Source organism: Corynebacterium sp. HMSC074C11 (assembly GCF_001809455.1).
GTDB classification, from domain to species: domain Bacteria; phylum Actinomycetota; class Actinomycetes; order Mycobacteriales; family Mycobacteriaceae; genus Corynebacterium; species Corynebacterium amycolatum.
On the sequence record NZ_KV797727.1, the window covers coordinates 167330 to 182424 of the forward strand.

Here is a 15095-nt window from a genome sequence, read left to right on the forward strand (position 1 = left end):
CGCGCAATTCTCGTTACCCTTGGGGACGTGGAGATTCTGAAGACACTTCTCGAGGCCGACCCATCGGTGCCTCGTTTGACCTGTTATGACGAAACTACTGGCGGTCGTACCGATTTGTCGGCGCAGACCCTGGACAATTGGGCCTGCAAGATTGCCAACATGTTGCACGATGAGTTCGACCTCGTCGCCGGGGACCAGGCATGGATTGATCTACCACTAATCTGGCAGTCCGCCTGTATCATTCTTGGCTGCGAGCGCGCTGGCGTCACCGTTAGTGATGAGGAGCCGCTGGTTGTTTTCACCACCGTCACTAACGTCAGCACGTGGGAAGAGAAGTTCCCAGACGCCTATATCGCAGTGCTTACCGACGATCCCTTTGGCCGCGGTGTCGTGGAATGTGGTGATGATATTCCACCGGGAGTCATTGACTTCGGTCCGGAAGTTCGTTTCCACCCAGACGCATATCTAGGCGCAGGCCCGGACTCCGACCAAACCCCCGTTATTGGGGAGAAGTCGGCTGCAGAACTGCTTTCATCAGCTGGCGATTACGCGGACGAGATGCAGCTCACGCCCGGTTCCCGCGTCGTTTCCGACGGCTGGCTGGTGCCTGATTCTTCACAGGTCAGCGGAGATAGATGGGCGCGTAATGTGCTGTCGGCTTGGGTTCAGGGCGGTGCTGCCGTCGTCGTGCGCGGCGGCGATACCGAGCGTGTCGCTGCTATTTCTACGGCCGAAAAAGCCCGTGTGATTTAATCACATCCCCTCCGACGAGAGGCGCTCTCGGCAGGCGCGATAATCTGGAAATTGTGATTACCCGACCATATATTCTCGCGATTCTTGCCCTCATCAATGTTTTGGGCGCACTGGCTGTATGGGATCTGAGCCCGTGGTGGTGGATTCTGATGGCTTTCATCCTCTTCCTGGATGTTGTGGCTATCTATGACATGCTTCAAAAGAAGCACTCCATCTTGCGGAACTTCCCGGTCATTGGCCATCTGCGCTACATGGGCGAGACCATTCGCCCCGAGATGCAGCAGTACTTTATCGAGCGCAACTTCGACGGCGCTCCGTTCGACCGCGATACTCGTACCGTGGTCTACGAGCGTGCGAAGGGGCTGTCCTCAAAGAAGTCCTTCGGTACTGAACGCAAAATTAACGCCCCTGGCTACGAATACGTCCGCCACTCCATGGCACCGAGCCAGCACGTCATCGAAGATCCCCGCGTAGATATTGGCGGTCCGGACTGCACCCAGCCGTACTCCGCGTCGATCTTCAATATTTCAGCCATGAGTTTTGGCTCCCTGTCCCCGAACGCTGTCATGGCAATGAATAAGGGCGCGAAACTGGGCAATTTCGTGCAGGACACTGGCGAGGGCGCTATCAGCCCTTACCACTTGAAGTACGGTGCGGACATCTACTGGCAGCTGGGTTCCGGCTACTTCGGGGCGCGTACGGAGGATGGCGACTTCGATCCGGAGCTGTTCCGCGAAAAGGCTAAGATTTCGCAGGTCAAGGCTACCTATCTGAAAGTTAGCCAGGGGGCAAAGCCGGGACTCGGTGGCATGCTGCCAGGCCACAAGGTCAATGAGGAGATCGCCGCTACTCGCCACGTGCCAGTTGGCAAGGGCGTAATGAGTCCGCCGTACCACCGTGTCTACTCCACCCCGCGTGAACTTGTTCGTTTTATGGGCACAATGCGCGAGCTCAACGGTGGCAAGCCGGTCGGTTTCAAGCTATGCGTCGGCTCGCAGCTCGAGTTCCTCGCCGTGTGCAAGGCCATGCTGGAAGAGAACATCACGCCAGACTTCATCATCGTCGACGGCGCTGAAGGCGGCACCGGCGCTGCGCCGCTGGAATACTCCGACCGCGTTGGCCTGCCGCTTACCGACGGTCTGATTCTCGTCCATAACGCGCTCGTAGGTGCCGGTCTGCGAGATCGCATCAAGCTCGGTGCATCCGGCAAGGTCATTACTGGCTTCGACATTGTTAAGCGCATGTGTATTGGCGCTGACTTTGTGAACTCAGCTCGTGGCATGATGATGGCCACCGGCTGTATTCAATCTCAGCTATGTCACACCAACACCTGCCCGGTGGGTGTGGCTACCCAGGATCCGAGTCTGTGGAAGGCTTTGGATGTCGACGACAAGGGTCAGCGTGTGGCCAACTATCACAATGCCACGGTCGCGGAAGCAGCTAGCCTATTGGCATCGATGGGCCTGAATAGCTTCTCTGAGCTGGGGCCATCCCATCTGCTGCGGCGCACCAATGAGCAGGTCGGTGAGACCTACGCGGAGCTCTACAACTGGCTGCAGCCAGGCGAGCTGCTGAGCGGAACTCGCTTCCACAACTGGGCCGAAGCCTGGGAGACCGCCGACCCGGACACGTTCCACTACCCCGCAGTTCATATGCGCGGGTAGCGTGGGGGCTGGCTGGACGCCCTACTCACCCATCAGCTTCTTGCGCAGGCGCTCGTCCTTTTCCAGGACTTCATCGCGCATATTGGCCTGGTAGTTCTCCATCGCCACAATGAGCTCCGGGTAACCAGCCGAGAGGATACGCACAGCCAGCAGGCCAGCATTCTTAGCGCCGCCCACGCCGACGGTTGCCACCGGAACGCCGCCCGGCATCTGAACAATCGACAGCAGCGAGTCGACGCCCTCCAGGTTCTCGAGTGCACGGGGCACGCCGATAACCGGCAGCGGAGTGGCAGACGCCACCATGCCCGGTAGGTGCGCAGCACCACCGGCACCTGCAATAATGCAGCGCAAGCCCTTATCAGCGGCCGACTTTGCATAATCAATCATGCGTTCCGGAGTACGGTGCGCAGAGACCACGCCTACCTCAAACGGAATTCCGAACTCAGCCAGTACCTCAGCTGCCGGCTCCATGGTCGGCCAATCTGAGTCCGACCCCATAATCAGACCAACCAACGGACCGGTTGCGTTGGCCAGCTTCGGGCTTGCCACCTGGTTTGCTTCAGCCAATGTTGTCTCCTTGAGATAGCAATCTAATTTTTAAAGGCACTAGCTTTAATCGGCGCTAGCTTCATGCCGTGTAGCCGTCTGCCCATACTCCATCGACTACGTAACCAGCAGCTAGGTTGGCAATTCGACGGGTCTCGGCAATGCCCTCCGCGCTTGCGTCATAACCACACAGATTGACGTGACCCAGCTTACGTCCTGGGCGCCAATCCTTGCCGTACCAGTGAATCTTCACCGATGGGAAGCGGCGCCAAACCTCAGCAAAGCGCTGCGCAATCGGCACATCCGAGGCCTCATCACCACCGAGCGTATTGACCATCACCGTCACCGGCGCAGTCGGGCGAGTGGAACCCAGTGGCATATCAGCAACTGCACGCAGGTGCTGCTCAAACTGGCTGGTCTCACAGCCGTCCTGCGACCAGTGGCCAGTGTTGTGCGGGCGCATCGCCAACTCGTTGACGTAGATCTCCGGATTGCCATCGGCATCGACGGTCTCGAACAGCTCAACTGCCAGCGCACCGGTTACTCCCAACTCGGAAGCGATGGTCACACTGAGTCTTTCGGCCGTGCTCGCAAGCTCGTCGGAAAGCCCCGGCGCCGGGCAGATTGCCTCAACACAGATGCCGTCACGCTGCACAGACTCGAGGACTGGCCAGGCCTTGACCTCACCCGACGGTGTGCGGGCACACATGGCCGACAGCTCGCGAACCAGCGCGACCTTCCGTTCGGCCATCAGCGGCACGTCCTTGCCCAACAGTTCGTCGACAAGCGTGCGCAGGTCCTCGCGGTCCTTCGGGAACCACACGCCGTGACCGTCGTAACCGCCACGGCGGGCCTTCAGGCAGACGGCGCCGTCAACGCGGTCGAAGAAGGCCTCGGCATCCTGGACGGACTCGATAGCAGCGTACGCAGGTACCGGAGCACCCAGTTCCTCCAGGCGCTGGCGCATCAGCAGCTTATCCTGCGCGTACAGCAACGCTGAAGGCTGAGGCTGAACCGAGTAGCCCATCTCGGTCAGCTTGTTGAGAAAATCGGTGGGAACGTGCTCATGGTCAAAAGTCACGGCCTGCGCACCAGCGACAGTGCGTTCAACGTCCTCCCAGACGTGGTAGTCGCCGATGATAACGTCCGCACACACCTGCGCTGCGGAAGAATCCGGCGAACCGGCAAGCAAACGGATGGACTGTCCCAGTTCAATGGCCTCAGTCTGCATCATGCGAGCCAGCTGACCATCACCAATCACCGCCACAACCGGCACGCCATCAGCATGCGCGGGGTGCTGCGCAACAGTTAGCGCTGCAGCGGAATCAGAAGTGGAATTAGTGGAGTTTTCAGGGGTATCCGAAGCAATCACACCCCTGATTGTAGGTTATGACCCAAAATTCTAAGTCAACCGGGAGACCAACTTCGCCACCTTACGAGAGCTGGGAATATCTTCCACAGCCAGCGGCGGGCCGAAACTGCGTGTCTGCAGATACAACACTCCGCCTTTGCGATTGACCGCACGCACCGAACGCAGATCAATCGAGACCACCTGCGGACGTACAATGCCGCGGCGCAAAATAATCCGCCTATCAGTCAGCACAAACCGCTCCCCCAGCCAACTTAGTACCGGACGAACAACACGCCAGAGAATAAGCCCCAGCCACGCAAACAGCAGCAGCTGACGCACACCCTGTAAGTCTCCCGGAGCAATCGCAGGGCCGTCGATAAAGCCAATCAGCAACCAGCAGACGCCGGTGATAACCATGAGCTCCAAGAGCGGCCACACCAGCCGACCAAAAGTTGGATTGGTGTCCAGCAGAATTGCCTCGCGCGTGTCCAACTCATCATCGGGAAAGGCCATACAGCACTACCTCCGGTCCGAGTCAGTCTGCGGGGATGCATAGCCGCCGTCAGTGGCACGAACATGGAACACGTCACCGGCCGCAACAAAGTGGCTTGTGCCAGCTTCGTCGGTGACAATCAATTCGCCGTCGGCACGCACACCAACCGCCTTGCCGACCAGCACGCGATCCCCCGGCAACTCCACGCGCACGTTCGAGCCGATGGTCGCGCACACCGCCTCGTAGTCCCGCAGCAACTCAGCATCGCCCTTTCGCCACTGTGCTTGACGACGTCCCAGCGCACGCAGCACACCAGCGGAGATGTCGTCGCGGTCGAGATTGTCTGCGCCCGCCAGGTATAGCGAAGTGGCGTGTGGCACAGGCAACTCGTCTTCCTGCAGAGAAACATTGATGCCGATTCCTGGAATGAGAGCTGGTGGGGTCAGCGAAGCAGCCTCTACCAGAATTCCGCAGAGCTTACGACCGTCAACGAGGACATCGTTCGGCCACTTCAGGGATACGCGCTCAGGCACCAGACCCACGACCTCTACAACAGCATCGACGACTGCGAGACCTGCGACTAAGGGCAAGAGCCCCAGCTGCTCCGGTGCGAGCCCTTGCGGGCGCAGCAGTGTGCTGAGCGCAATGGATGCACCTTCCGGAGCTGTCCAACTACGGCTCAGCCGACCGCGACCTGCGGTCTGCTCCGAGGCGATGAGCGCACTGAGATCTGCCACCTGCCCCAGTGCCGCCTGTTTCCGAAGATCGGCATTGGTCGAACCAGTGGTTTCGACAACCTCAATGGAACTCCAGCCCGGCGCGGCTGCGCGCACACGCGCGGCATCAAGAGGCTTGCGGGAAGCAACAATTCGGGGGTCGGTCATGCACAGCAGTCTAGCGCTATGGCCGGATTCAGCGCGTCGAGGCCTTTCTCAAGGGGACGACAGCGTGAGAATCATCACAGCTCACCCGCTTTACTATTTTCCTTCTCAAACACTACATTCCATAACATGACTATTTCCTCACGTTTGACGGCGGAGCAACACACCACCGCTTTTCTCAATGAAGACCTTCTACGCCGACGCACTGCTGCACTGACTCCGATGGGGTCGCGAGGCTACGACAAGCTCAAACTGACTGAGCGTATGAATGCCCGCGAGCGCATTGACTACCTGCTGGACGAAGGGTCTTTTGTCGAATTCGATGCGCTAGCCCGCCACCGCACTACCGCATTTGGAATGGAAGCCAAACGCCCCGTGACTGACGGAATTATCACCGGCTGGGGAACCATAGACGGCCGTGAGGTCTGCATCTTCTCTCAGGACGGCACAATCTTCGGTGGTGCACTCGGAGAGGTCTACGGCGAAAAGATGGTCAAGATTCAGGACCTTGCCATCACTACCGGCCGTCCCGTTATTGGCATGTACGAAGGTGCCGGCGCCCGCATCCAAGATGGCGCAGTCTCACTGGACTTTATTGCCCAGACGTTCCACCACAACGTTCGTGCCAGCGGCGTCATTCCGCAGATTTCAGTCATTTTTGGTGCCTGCGCAGGTGGAAATGCCTACTCCCCAGCGCTGACGGACTTCGTTGTCATGGTGGAGGAAAACTCCCGCATGTTTGTCACCGGCCCTGACGTAATTGAAACGGTCACTGGCGAAAAGATCGGCCAGCACGAGCTTGGCGGCGCCGACACCCATATGGAGCTCGCCGGAAACTCCCATTACACCGCCACTAGCGAGCAGGATGGACTCGACTGGGTCTGCGATTTGCTCGACTACCTCCCCAACAACACAACCTCCCCCGCGCCCAGTTGGGATTCCAATGCCAGTGACGAGATCACCGACACCGATCGCACCCTCGACAGTCTCATTCCCGACAGCCCTTCCACGCCGTACGACGTGCATGAAGTCATCTACGCGCTTTGCGACGATGCGGAGTTCCTGGAAATCCAGGAAAACCGGGCAGCCAATGTCGTAATTGGCCTTGGCCGTCTCAACGGTCAATCCGTTGGGTTTGTCGCTAATCAGCCCATGGAATTTGCGGGCTGCCTAGATATCGATGCAGCGGAGAAAGCCGCGCGATTCGTTCGAACCTGCGATTGTTTCAACATTCCACTCGTCTTTCTCGTGGATGTACCAGGCTTTCTCCCCGGCTCGAATCAAGAACACCAGGGAATTCTGCGCCGTGGCGCTAAATTGCTCTATGCGTATGCAGAAGCAACCGTTCCTAAAATCACCGTCACCATGCGCAAAGCCTACGGCGGCGCGTATTGCGTGATGGGATCAAAGGGGCTCGGCGCGGATGTAAATCTGGCTTGGCCGACGGCACAGATCGCCGTGATGGGCGCCTCTGGCGCAGTACGCTTCCTCCATCGTGCCGAGATTCGAACCGCCACCGAAGCAGCTCTCGCAAAAGACCCAGCGGCCGATAGATTTGGCACTCCCGAGAGTGTGAAAGAACTCATTGCTGAACTGGAAATGGGATACGAGCAACACATGCTCACGCCTTATCGCGCCGCCGAACGGGGGTTAATTGATGAAGTCATCCTCCCCTCCGAGACACGAACTCGGGTGATAAAAAATCTGCGCCTTCTAACTTCAAAGAAAGTACCGTGGCCTGCGCGCAAGCACGGCAATATTCCACTGTAAGAGCAGGCTTTTTGCTGAACAACGAGCTAGTCATTACCCCTACTTTTGTTAACAGCGATTGCCCCCAACTACCTCCCCCCGTTTTCGAAACGTAAACTAGTTGGCATGACGACTGCCGCAAATACATCAACCGGTGAAACCCCGGATTTGACCACTACTGCTGGAAAACTGGCCGATCTGCGAGCCCGTCTCGCAGAGACCCAGGCCCCAATGGGCCAGGCCGGTATTGACCGCGTCCACGACAAGGGCAAGATGACCGCTCGTGAGCGCATCGAGTTTCTCTTGGACGAGGGCTCATTCGTGGAGGTGGACGCACTCGCGCGTCACCGCTCCAAGAACTTCGGCCTCGACGCCAAGCGCCCTGTCACCGACGGTGTTGTAACTGGTTACGGCACCATCGATGGCCGCCAGGTCTGTGTCTTCTCGCAGGACGGCGCCATCTTCGGTGGCGCACTCGGTGAGGTCTACGGTGAAAAGATTGTCAAAATCATGGATCTGGCCATCAAGACCGGTGTCCCAATTATCGGCATCAACGAAGGCGCTGGCGCCCGCATCCAGGAGGGCGTTGTTTCCCTCGGCCTCTACTCCCAGATCTTCTTCCGGAACACCCAGGCTTCTGGCGTTATCCCACAGATTTCCCTGATCATGGGTGCCTGCGCTGGTGGCCACGTCTACTCCCCGGCTCTGACCGACTTCATTGTCATGGTCGATGGCACTTCCAAGATGTTCATCACCGGCCCGGACGTTATTAAGACCGTCACTGGCGAAGAGGTCACACAGGACGAGCTGGGTGGCGCTGGCACTCACATGAGCACCTCCGGTACTTCGCACTACACCGCTGCTGATGACGAAGACGCTCTGACATTCGTTCAGGAATTGGTCAGCTACCTGCCGTCCAACAACCGCGCTGAGGCTCCTCGCATGGAGGCTGAGCCATTCGAGGGCTCCATCGCTGACAACATCACTGAGACTGACCTCGAGCTCGACACGCTGATTCCGGACTCCCCGAACCAGCCGTACGACATCAAGGACGTCATCACCCGCCTGGTCGACGACGAGGACTTCCTGGAGATTCAGGAGGACTACGCACAGAACGTGGTCATCGGCTTCGGTCGCGTGGAGGGCCGCTCGGTAGGTTTCGTTGCCAACCAGCCGATTCAGTTCGCTGGCTGCCTCGACATCAAGGCATCCGAGAAGGCGGCTCGCTTCGTCCGCACCTGTGATGCCTTCAACATTCCGATCATCATGCTGGTTGACGTTCCAGGCTTCCTGCCGGGCACCAACCAAGAGTTCGACGGCATCATCCGCCGTGGCGCCAAGCTACTGTACGCGTACGCTGAGGCCACCGTTCCGAAGATTACCGTCATCACCCGTAAGGCTTACGGCGGAGCTTACTGTGTGATGGGCTCCAAGGACATGGGCGCTGACATCAACCTGGCATGGCCGACCGCTCAGATTGCGGTCATGGGTGCTTCCGGCGCTGTCGGCTTCATCTACCGCAAGGAGCTCAAGGCTGCTGCGGCCGAAGGCAAGGACGTCGTCGCACTGCAGAAGGAGTACGAGGCAGAGTACGAGGCCACCCTGGTCAACCCGTACATGGCTGCTGAGCGTGGCTTCATCGACGCCGTTATCCCGCCGAGCGAGACCCGCGGCCAGATCATTGAGGGTCTGCGTCTGTTGAATCGCAAGGTTGTTAACGTACCCGCCAAGAAGCATGGGAACATTCCGCTGTGACCGATTCCAAAAACACCCCAGCAACCGAAGACAAGGACACCGCTGCGGTCCCGGCTGCACCGTTCATGTCCGTCCTCAAGGGCAACCCGTCTGACGCTGAAACTGCCACGCTCGCGCTTTTGTTCGCGGGTATGGCAGCAGCTGGCGGTGCCCCAGAGGACCGCGGCCCGCGTAACGACTGGGGCCGGCTGGAAGAGGGGTTCCACCAGCCGCACCAGCACGTACCGGGTACGTTCCGCAACGTCCATTTCTACTAGTACAGCTACCGTTTACCGCGTAGTCGTTACCGCACGCTAACTGCGTCGATTCGCTAGCACGAAGCGCCATCATCGGGTTTTCCGACGGTGGCGCTTTGGTTTTTGTTACTGCCTTGGTCTTGGCTACTGCCTGTTACTGGCGCTACTCACCCAGCGACTCGCCATCAAACTCATCATCGAGCTCCCGGTCCAGACGACGCTGATCGCGGTTACGAGCTGCTGGCCACACCACCTTGAACAGGAAATACACAAACGCCAGACCGATGGCAGCCCCCACCACAGCTCCAGCAATGGATCCCCACGATTCTGATAGCGCCCCACCAGCCACGCATGTTTGTCACAAAAATTAGGCTTTACGATTCCGCCCTCACTAAAATCACTAACTATGAGCAGCCCCCGAATCGTCTTGGCTTCCACTTCCCCTTCGCGACTGCACATTCTGCGCTCTGCAGGCATCGAGCCCATCACAGTAGCGCCCAACGTCGACGAGGATGCCGTGATTACAGCCCTTCCGGACGCATCGCCGGTACGCATCGTCGAGGAACTCGCACAGGCCAAGGCACACGCTGTCTCTCCGGCCTACCCCAATGACATTGTCATTGGCGGGGATTCAATGCTGCTTCTCGACGGAAAGTTGCAGGGCAAGCCCCACACGGAAGAAAAGACCATTGAGCGCTGGCACCAACAGAGCGGCCGGACGGCTGAGCTGATTACTGGTCACTGTGTCGTGACACCAAAGGGCGAGCACCTTGAGGTGGCGATTACTTCCCTCGATTTCGCTGAAGTCCCAGAAGAGGACATCCACGCCTACGCTGCGACGGGCGAGCCACTGAAGTGCGCTGGCGCGTTTACATTGGAGGCTCTAGGCGGCTGGTTTGTCGATGGCATCAATGGCGACTCATCCAGTGTGATCGGACTGTCGCTACCTGTCGTGCGCCGAGCTCTGTATCGCTACGGCTATTCGGTCTCCCAGTTCTGGAATAGGTAGGCATCGCAAGGACGTCGTAAAGCAAAAACCGCACCAAATTGGTGCGGCTTTCTTAGCTGTGGAGACTACTTGTTAGCAGCCTCAACGCGCTTGATGGCCTCCTGAGCAACGAGCTCCTGGATACCCATATCCAGCTCGGAGGTGAAGCCAACACAGGAACAGTTGATCTCGCCGAGAACGTAAGTGTCCTCGCCGTCCTCGCCGTCTGCCAGCATGAAATCAGCTGTCCAGATCAACGGGATATTGTCACCACCGAGGTTCTCAGCAATGACGGGGCGAGCCTCAGCAAACATATCGATGAGGTCCTGCCATTCTTCCGGCTTGTTGTAGGTGTACTTCGCGCCAGAGAACAAGGTTGCGGAGAAAGCGTCGCCGCCCTCGGCCGGCTTCTTGTGAACCACGAAGACCGGGTGCGGACCGACCAGCAGAATGCGAATTTCGCCTTCGGTGATGCGCGGCATGAAGCGCATGTCCACGAGCATGCCGTTATCGCCGATGATGTACTGGTCACAGAAATCCATGAACTCGCCAAGCTCGCGAGTCTCGGTGTGGTTGTCCACGGCCTCGGTGCACTTCAGCTTGGTGTCCAGCGGCAGCGGGGTGCCCGGCTCAACGTTCTTAGCAACCTCTTCGTCAGCGATGCGCACACGCCAGATGCCGGACCCGGTGGAGCCACGGTTCTGCTTGAGGACGCGCTCGCCGTAGGACAGGGAGGTCGGGAAAGTGCTGTGGAATGCCTCGACGTCGTAGTAAGCAGCGGTGTCAGACGGAACCAGGTCAGTATCCTTGAGCTTGACCAGTGCGTCCTTTGCGCCGTAAGCCATCATCTCGCCCGGGGTGGACATACCGACCAAACCAGCGACCGAGAGGCTGGTCAGAAGCTCGAAGTAGCCCCTCTCACCACCCGGGATGTTGCCCGGGTTAACGCGGGAGATGTAGCCGTCGAAGTTCTGAGAGACGTAGTCGTACAGGTCGTCCTTCCACTCTGGTCGGTAGTAGACGACCTCAGCGGACCAACCGGCTTCGCGGATAGCGTTGACGATTGGCATGGTGTCCTTGCGGTGTCCGTCGAAGTACTTGTCCGAGCCGCCCTCGATCTCGAATACAACAATGTTCTTGTGCACAGGCACTCCTTTTAAGAAAAGACATGGACTTCCGGCACTCAATTGTCTCCGTAACGCAGCGAATACCCAGGCAGATAGCCCATTTCAGCCCATTTTCCAGTGATACGAATCAACACAGTTTTTGCGCTAACTCTCAGCTAAATTTTAGGGCACTACCTGGACTCCAAGCGCGCTGAAAACACTCCTTTTACCCCCAACTGTGAGGCGTATCCCAGGGGGTGGCCGCGGACGCAATTGTTGCCGTTGGAAAGCGCTCACACCGGGGACTATTCCGCCGTTCGCCACGCGACCCGTAAACTAGATATGCAATTGACGATAAACGTCAGAAAGTCCCACCCACCCAACTTGCGCCAAGGGAGTATCCGATGGCTGTTCCGCACGACCCGCACCCCCAGTTCCAGCAGTACGCCCACCCTGAGCGCCTCGTCTCTAGCTCCTGGCTTGCTGCCCGACTGGGCTCTCCCGGTCTGCGCGTTGTTGAATCCGACGAGGACTCACTGCTCTACGACATTGGACACATTCCGGGCGCGGTTCGCATTGACTGGCATCACGACCTCAACGACCCCGTGCGCCGCGACTATATCGACGCCGAAGGCTTTGCCGAGCTCATGCGCGAGAAGGGTATCTCGCGCGACGACACCGTCGTAATCTACGGTGACAAGTCCAACTGGTGGGCCGCCTACACACTCTGGGTCTTCGAGCTTTTTGGACATCCCGACGTGCGCCTTCTCAACGGTGGCCGCGACGCCTGGATGACTGAAGAACGAGACACCAGCTTCGAGGTCCCTAACTACCCACGCACTGACTACCCTGTCGTCGAGCGCGACGACAGGACACTGCGCGCCTACTTCAGCGATACACGTGAGCTCATTGAAAAGGCTCCGATTATCGACGTACGCACTCCGGAGGAATATGCCGGTGCGCGAACCCATATGGTCGATTACCCACAGGAAGGCGTCCTGCGAGGTGGCCACATTCCAACCGCGGTAAACATTCCATGGAATCAGTCCGTTCACCCGAACTCGCGTTTCCTCGACCGCGAAGAGCTTGAGCAGATTTACGCGCACGTCCAATTCGAAGATGAGGCGATTGTCTACTGCCGCATCGGCGAGCGCTCCGCGCACACCTGGTTTGTACTGCACCACCTGCTCGGCCACGAGAATGTTCGCAACTACGACGGCTCGTGGGTTGAGTGGGGAAACATGATTGGCATGCCCATCGCCCACGGTTCGGAGCCGGGAAGCCTGTAGACGATTGACGCAACCGGTGGGCACTTCTCCCCACCGTTTTCCCGGCGTCAGCGACTGGCACTACAGCGGAGAATTAATTCCCCCTGCCGCCCCCAATCAAGGGGGCGGCAGTTGCACTCTTAGGTGGTAATTTTAGCCGCAAACTTAGATTTTTGGGCGGAAAATAGCCACTTCAGCTGCCCCCACACCCACTTGAACGCTGCTCAAGGTCACAATCCCTACCCCCTTATGTAGCGAGCAAAAAGAGGTTGCTTACCGCACCTGTGACACAATGGAGGCATTGGGTCACACGCTGTTAGCTACCGCGTGGTTAACCGCATTGCGGTTCACCGCTCAGTTAATTGCAGTGCTGCTTGTGATTCCTACAAATGACTGTCGCAACCTTGCCCCGAGGGCCAATTCTCGGGGTGCCCACGAAAAATGGAGGATTTCGTGTCCGAGCAGACCACTGAAAAAATCACGAAGGTTCTCGTCGCCAACCGTGGCGAGATTGCCGTTCGCGTTATTCGCGCTGCGAAAGACGCAGGCATTCCTTCCGTCGCCGTTTACGCTGAGCCGGATGCGGACGCTCCATTCGTGACTATGGCGGATGAGGCTTTTGCTCTCGGTGGCACCACTTCCGCTGAGTCTTACCTAGTCTTCGATAAGATTCTGGATGCCGCAAAGAAGTCCGGCGCTAATGCCATCCACCCGGGCTACGGCTTCCTGTCGGAGAACGGCGACTTCGCAGAGGCCGTTGAGAACGCTGGCCTGATCTGGATCGGCCCGTCGCCAGAGTCCATCCGCGCCCTGGGCGACAAGGTCACCGCTCGCCACATTGCGCTGAAGGCTGACGCTCCGATGGCTCCAGGCACCAAGGAACCGGTTAAGGATGCAGACGAGGTCGTCGCGTTCGCTAAGGAGCACGGTCTGCCAATCGCCATTAAGGCTGCTTTCGGTGGCGGTGGCCGCGGCATGAAGGTCGCACACGAGATGGAAGAGGTCGCTGACCTCTACGAGTCCGCTACTCGCGAGGCCGTTGCCGCCTTCGGTCGCGGTGAGTGCTTCGTAGAGCGCTACCTGGACAAGGCACGCCACGTCGAGTGCCAGGTTCTCGCTGATAAGCACGGCAACGTCGTTGTCGCCTCCACCCGTGACTGCTCTCTACAGCGTCGTTTCCAGAAGCTCGTCGAGGAAGCACCTGCTCCGTTCCTGACCCCGGAGCAGGATGAGCGCCTGCGCCAGTCCGCTAAGGACATCTGCCGCGAGGCTGGCTACTACGGTGCTGGCACCGTTGAGTACCTGGTCGGCGCTGACGGCCTGATCAACTTCCTCGAGGTCAACACCCGCCTGCAGGTGGAGCACCCGGTCACCGAGGAAATTACCGGCCTCGATCTGGTCCGTGAGCAGTTCCGCATTGCCGAAGGCAAGGAACTGTCCATCAAGGAAGACCCGGAGATGCACGGTCACGCTTTCGAGTTCCGCATCAATGGCGAGGACGCCGGCAGCAACTTCATGCCGGCTCCGGGCACCATCACCAAGTACATCGAACCGTCCGGCCCGGGTGTCCGCATGGACACCGGCATCAAGCAGGGCGATGTCATCGGCGGCCAGTTCGACTCCATGCTGGCCAAGCTGATCGTCTGGGGCGAGAACCGTGAAGAGGCTCTGCGCCGCTCCGCTCGCGCCCTGTCCGAGTACCAGGTTGAGGGTCTGGCAACGGTCATTCCGTTCCACCGCCACATTGTTGAAAACCCAGCCTTCGTCGGCGACGGCGAGAAGTTCGACGTCTACACCAAGTGGATTGAAGAGGAATGGGACAACCCAATCGCTCCGTACGACGGTGACTCTGACGCTGACACCGACACCGTCCCGGCTCAGAAGGTTGTTGTCGAGATTGACGGCCGCCGCGTCGAGGTAGCCCTGCCAGGCGACCTGGCCCTGGGTGGCGGCAACGCTGGTGCCAAGAAGAAGAGCAAGAAGAAGCGCGCTGGCGGTTCCAAGAAGGCTGCTTCCGGTGACGCTGTGGTTGCTCCGATGCAGGGCACCGTCATTAAGGTCAACGTCGAAGAGGGCCAGGAAGTCTCCGAGGGTGACACCGTGGTTGTCCTTGAGGCCATGAAGATGGAAAACCCAGTCAAGGCTCACAAGGACGGCGTTGTCACTGGTCTGGCTACCGAGGCTGGCTCGGGTGTCGGCAAGGGCGATGTCCTGATGGAACTGAAGTAGTTCTAAAGCTCTAAGCGGGGCTGGTTGCGATGGGATTCGCAGCCAGCCCCGCTCGATTCTTTTCAGCCCCTCCCCC

The 15095-nt window shown here is 58.8% G+C and carries 14 protein-coding genes; 8 read left to right on the plus strand and 6 right to left on the minus strand.

Going from position 1 to position 15095, the window contains the following annotated elements; translation table 11 throughout:
- Nucleotides 1-27 precede the first annotated feature (27 nt).
- Entirely contained in the window at nucleotides 28-753 is a 726-nt protein-coding gene (locus tag HMPREF2614_RS03560) for a TIGR03089 family protein (RefSeq protein WP_038626346.1), read from the plus strand.
- A 53-nt stretch (nucleotides 754-806) separates the two neighbouring features.
- A complete protein-coding gene (locus tag HMPREF2614_RS03565; protein ID WP_038626348.1) occupies nucleotides 807-2417 on the plus strand; it encodes an FMN-binding glutamate synthase family protein in 1611 nt (536 codons plus the stop codon).
- A gap of 21 nt (nucleotides 2418-2438) precedes the next feature.
- On the opposite strand, the gene purE is transcribed toward HMPREF2614_RS03565, so the two are convergent.
- The 4 genes from purE to HMPREF2614_RS03585 form a co-directional block, all read right to left on the minus strand.
- Entirely contained in the window at nucleotides 2439-2915 is a 477-nt protein-coding gene (gene purE / locus HMPREF2614_RS03570; RefSeq protein WP_038629135.1) for a 5-(carboxyamino)imidazole ribonucleotide mutase, read from the minus strand.
- Between the two features lie 130 nt (nucleotides 2916-3045).
- A complete protein-coding gene (locus HMPREF2614_RS03575) occupies nucleotides 3046-4335 on the minus strand; it encodes a 5-(carboxyamino)imidazole ribonucleotide synthase (protein ID WP_083300193.1) in 1290 nt (429 codons plus the stop codon).
- A 30-nt stretch (nucleotides 4336-4365) separates the two neighbouring features.
- The gene (locus HMPREF2614_RS03580) at nucleotides 4366-4827 is read right to left on the minus strand and encodes a YdbT family protein (protein ID WP_070560150.1); all 462 of its coding nucleotides are present in this window, start codon (nucleotides 4825-4827) and stop codon (nucleotides 4366-4368) included.
- Between the two features lie 6 nt (nucleotides 4828-4833).
- A complete protein-coding gene (locus tag HMPREF2614_RS03585) occupies nucleotides 4834-5691 on the minus strand; it encodes a biotin--[acetyl-CoA-carboxylase] ligase (RefSeq protein WP_080972820.1) in 858 nt (285 codons plus the stop codon).
- 126 nt (nucleotides 5692-5817) lie between these two features.
- Here HMPREF2614_RS03585 and HMPREF2614_RS03590 point away from each other — a divergent pair, with 126 nt between their 5' ends.
- The 3 genes from HMPREF2614_RS03590 (at nucleotide 5818) to HMPREF2614_RS03600 (ending at nucleotide 9449) form a co-directional block, all read left to right on the plus strand.
- Nucleotides 5818-7458 carry an acyl-CoA carboxylase subunit beta gene (locus HMPREF2614_RS03590; RefSeq protein WP_038626355.1) on the plus strand — a complete coding sequence of 547 codons (1641 nt, stop codon included), beginning with the start codon at nucleotides 5818-5820 and terminating at the stop codon, nucleotides 7456-7458.
- Nucleotides 7459-7563: 105 nt separating this feature from the next.
- A complete protein-coding gene (locus tag HMPREF2614_RS03595) occupies nucleotides 7564-9192 on the plus strand; it encodes an acyl-CoA carboxylase subunit beta (RefSeq protein WP_038626357.1) in 1629 nt (542 codons plus the stop codon).
- Nucleotides 9189-9449 (plus strand): acyl-CoA carboxylase epsilon subunit, encoded by a 261-nt coding sequence (locus tag HMPREF2614_RS03600; protein ID WP_038626359.1) that lies wholly within the window; start codon nucleotides 9189-9191, stop codon nucleotides 9447-9449. Before HMPREF2614_RS03595 ends, HMPREF2614_RS03600 begins: the two co-directional genes overlap by 4 nt.
- A 142-nt stretch (nucleotides 9450-9591) precedes the next feature.
- Here the strand turns inward: HMPREF2614_RS03600 and HMPREF2614_RS11180 are convergent, their stop codons facing one another.
- Complete coding sequence (locus tag HMPREF2614_RS11180) at nucleotides 9592-9729, minus strand: hypothetical protein (protein WP_210384467.1); 138 nt, start codon at nucleotides 9727-9729, stop codon at nucleotides 9592-9594.
- Nucleotides 9730-9834: 105 nt separating this feature from the next.
- Between HMPREF2614_RS11180 and HMPREF2614_RS03605 the strand changes: the two genes are divergently transcribed.
- Nucleotides 9835-10437 carry a Maf family protein gene (locus HMPREF2614_RS03605; protein ID WP_070560152.1) on the plus strand — a complete coding sequence of 201 codons (603 nt, stop codon included), beginning with the start codon at nucleotides 9835-9837 and terminating at the stop codon, nucleotides 10435-10437.
- Between the two features lie 65 nt (nucleotides 10438-10502).
- On the opposite strand, the gene HMPREF2614_RS03610 is transcribed toward HMPREF2614_RS03605, so the two are convergent.
- The gene (locus HMPREF2614_RS03610) at nucleotides 10503-11561 is read right to left on the minus strand and encodes a Cj0069 family protein (protein ID WP_049171326.1); all 1059 of its coding nucleotides are present in this window, start codon (nucleotides 11559-11561) and stop codon (nucleotides 10503-10505) included.
- 365 nt (nucleotides 11562-11926) lie between these two features.
- On the opposite strand from HMPREF2614_RS03610, the gene HMPREF2614_RS03615 reads away from it, so the two are divergent.
- Nucleotides 11927-12811 carry a sulfurtransferase gene (locus HMPREF2614_RS03615; RefSeq protein ID WP_070560154.1) on the plus strand — a complete coding sequence of 295 codons (885 nt, stop codon included), beginning with the start codon at nucleotides 11927-11929 and terminating at the stop codon, nucleotides 12809-12811.
- 420 nt (nucleotides 12812-13231) lie between these two features.
- Nucleotides 13232-15019, plus strand: a complete 1788-nt coding sequence (locus HMPREF2614_RS03620; protein ID WP_070560157.1) for an acetyl/propionyl/methylcrotonyl-CoA carboxylase subunit alpha — start codon at nucleotides 13232-13234, stop codon at nucleotides 15017-15019.
- Nucleotides 15020-15095: the final 76 nt, after the last annotated feature.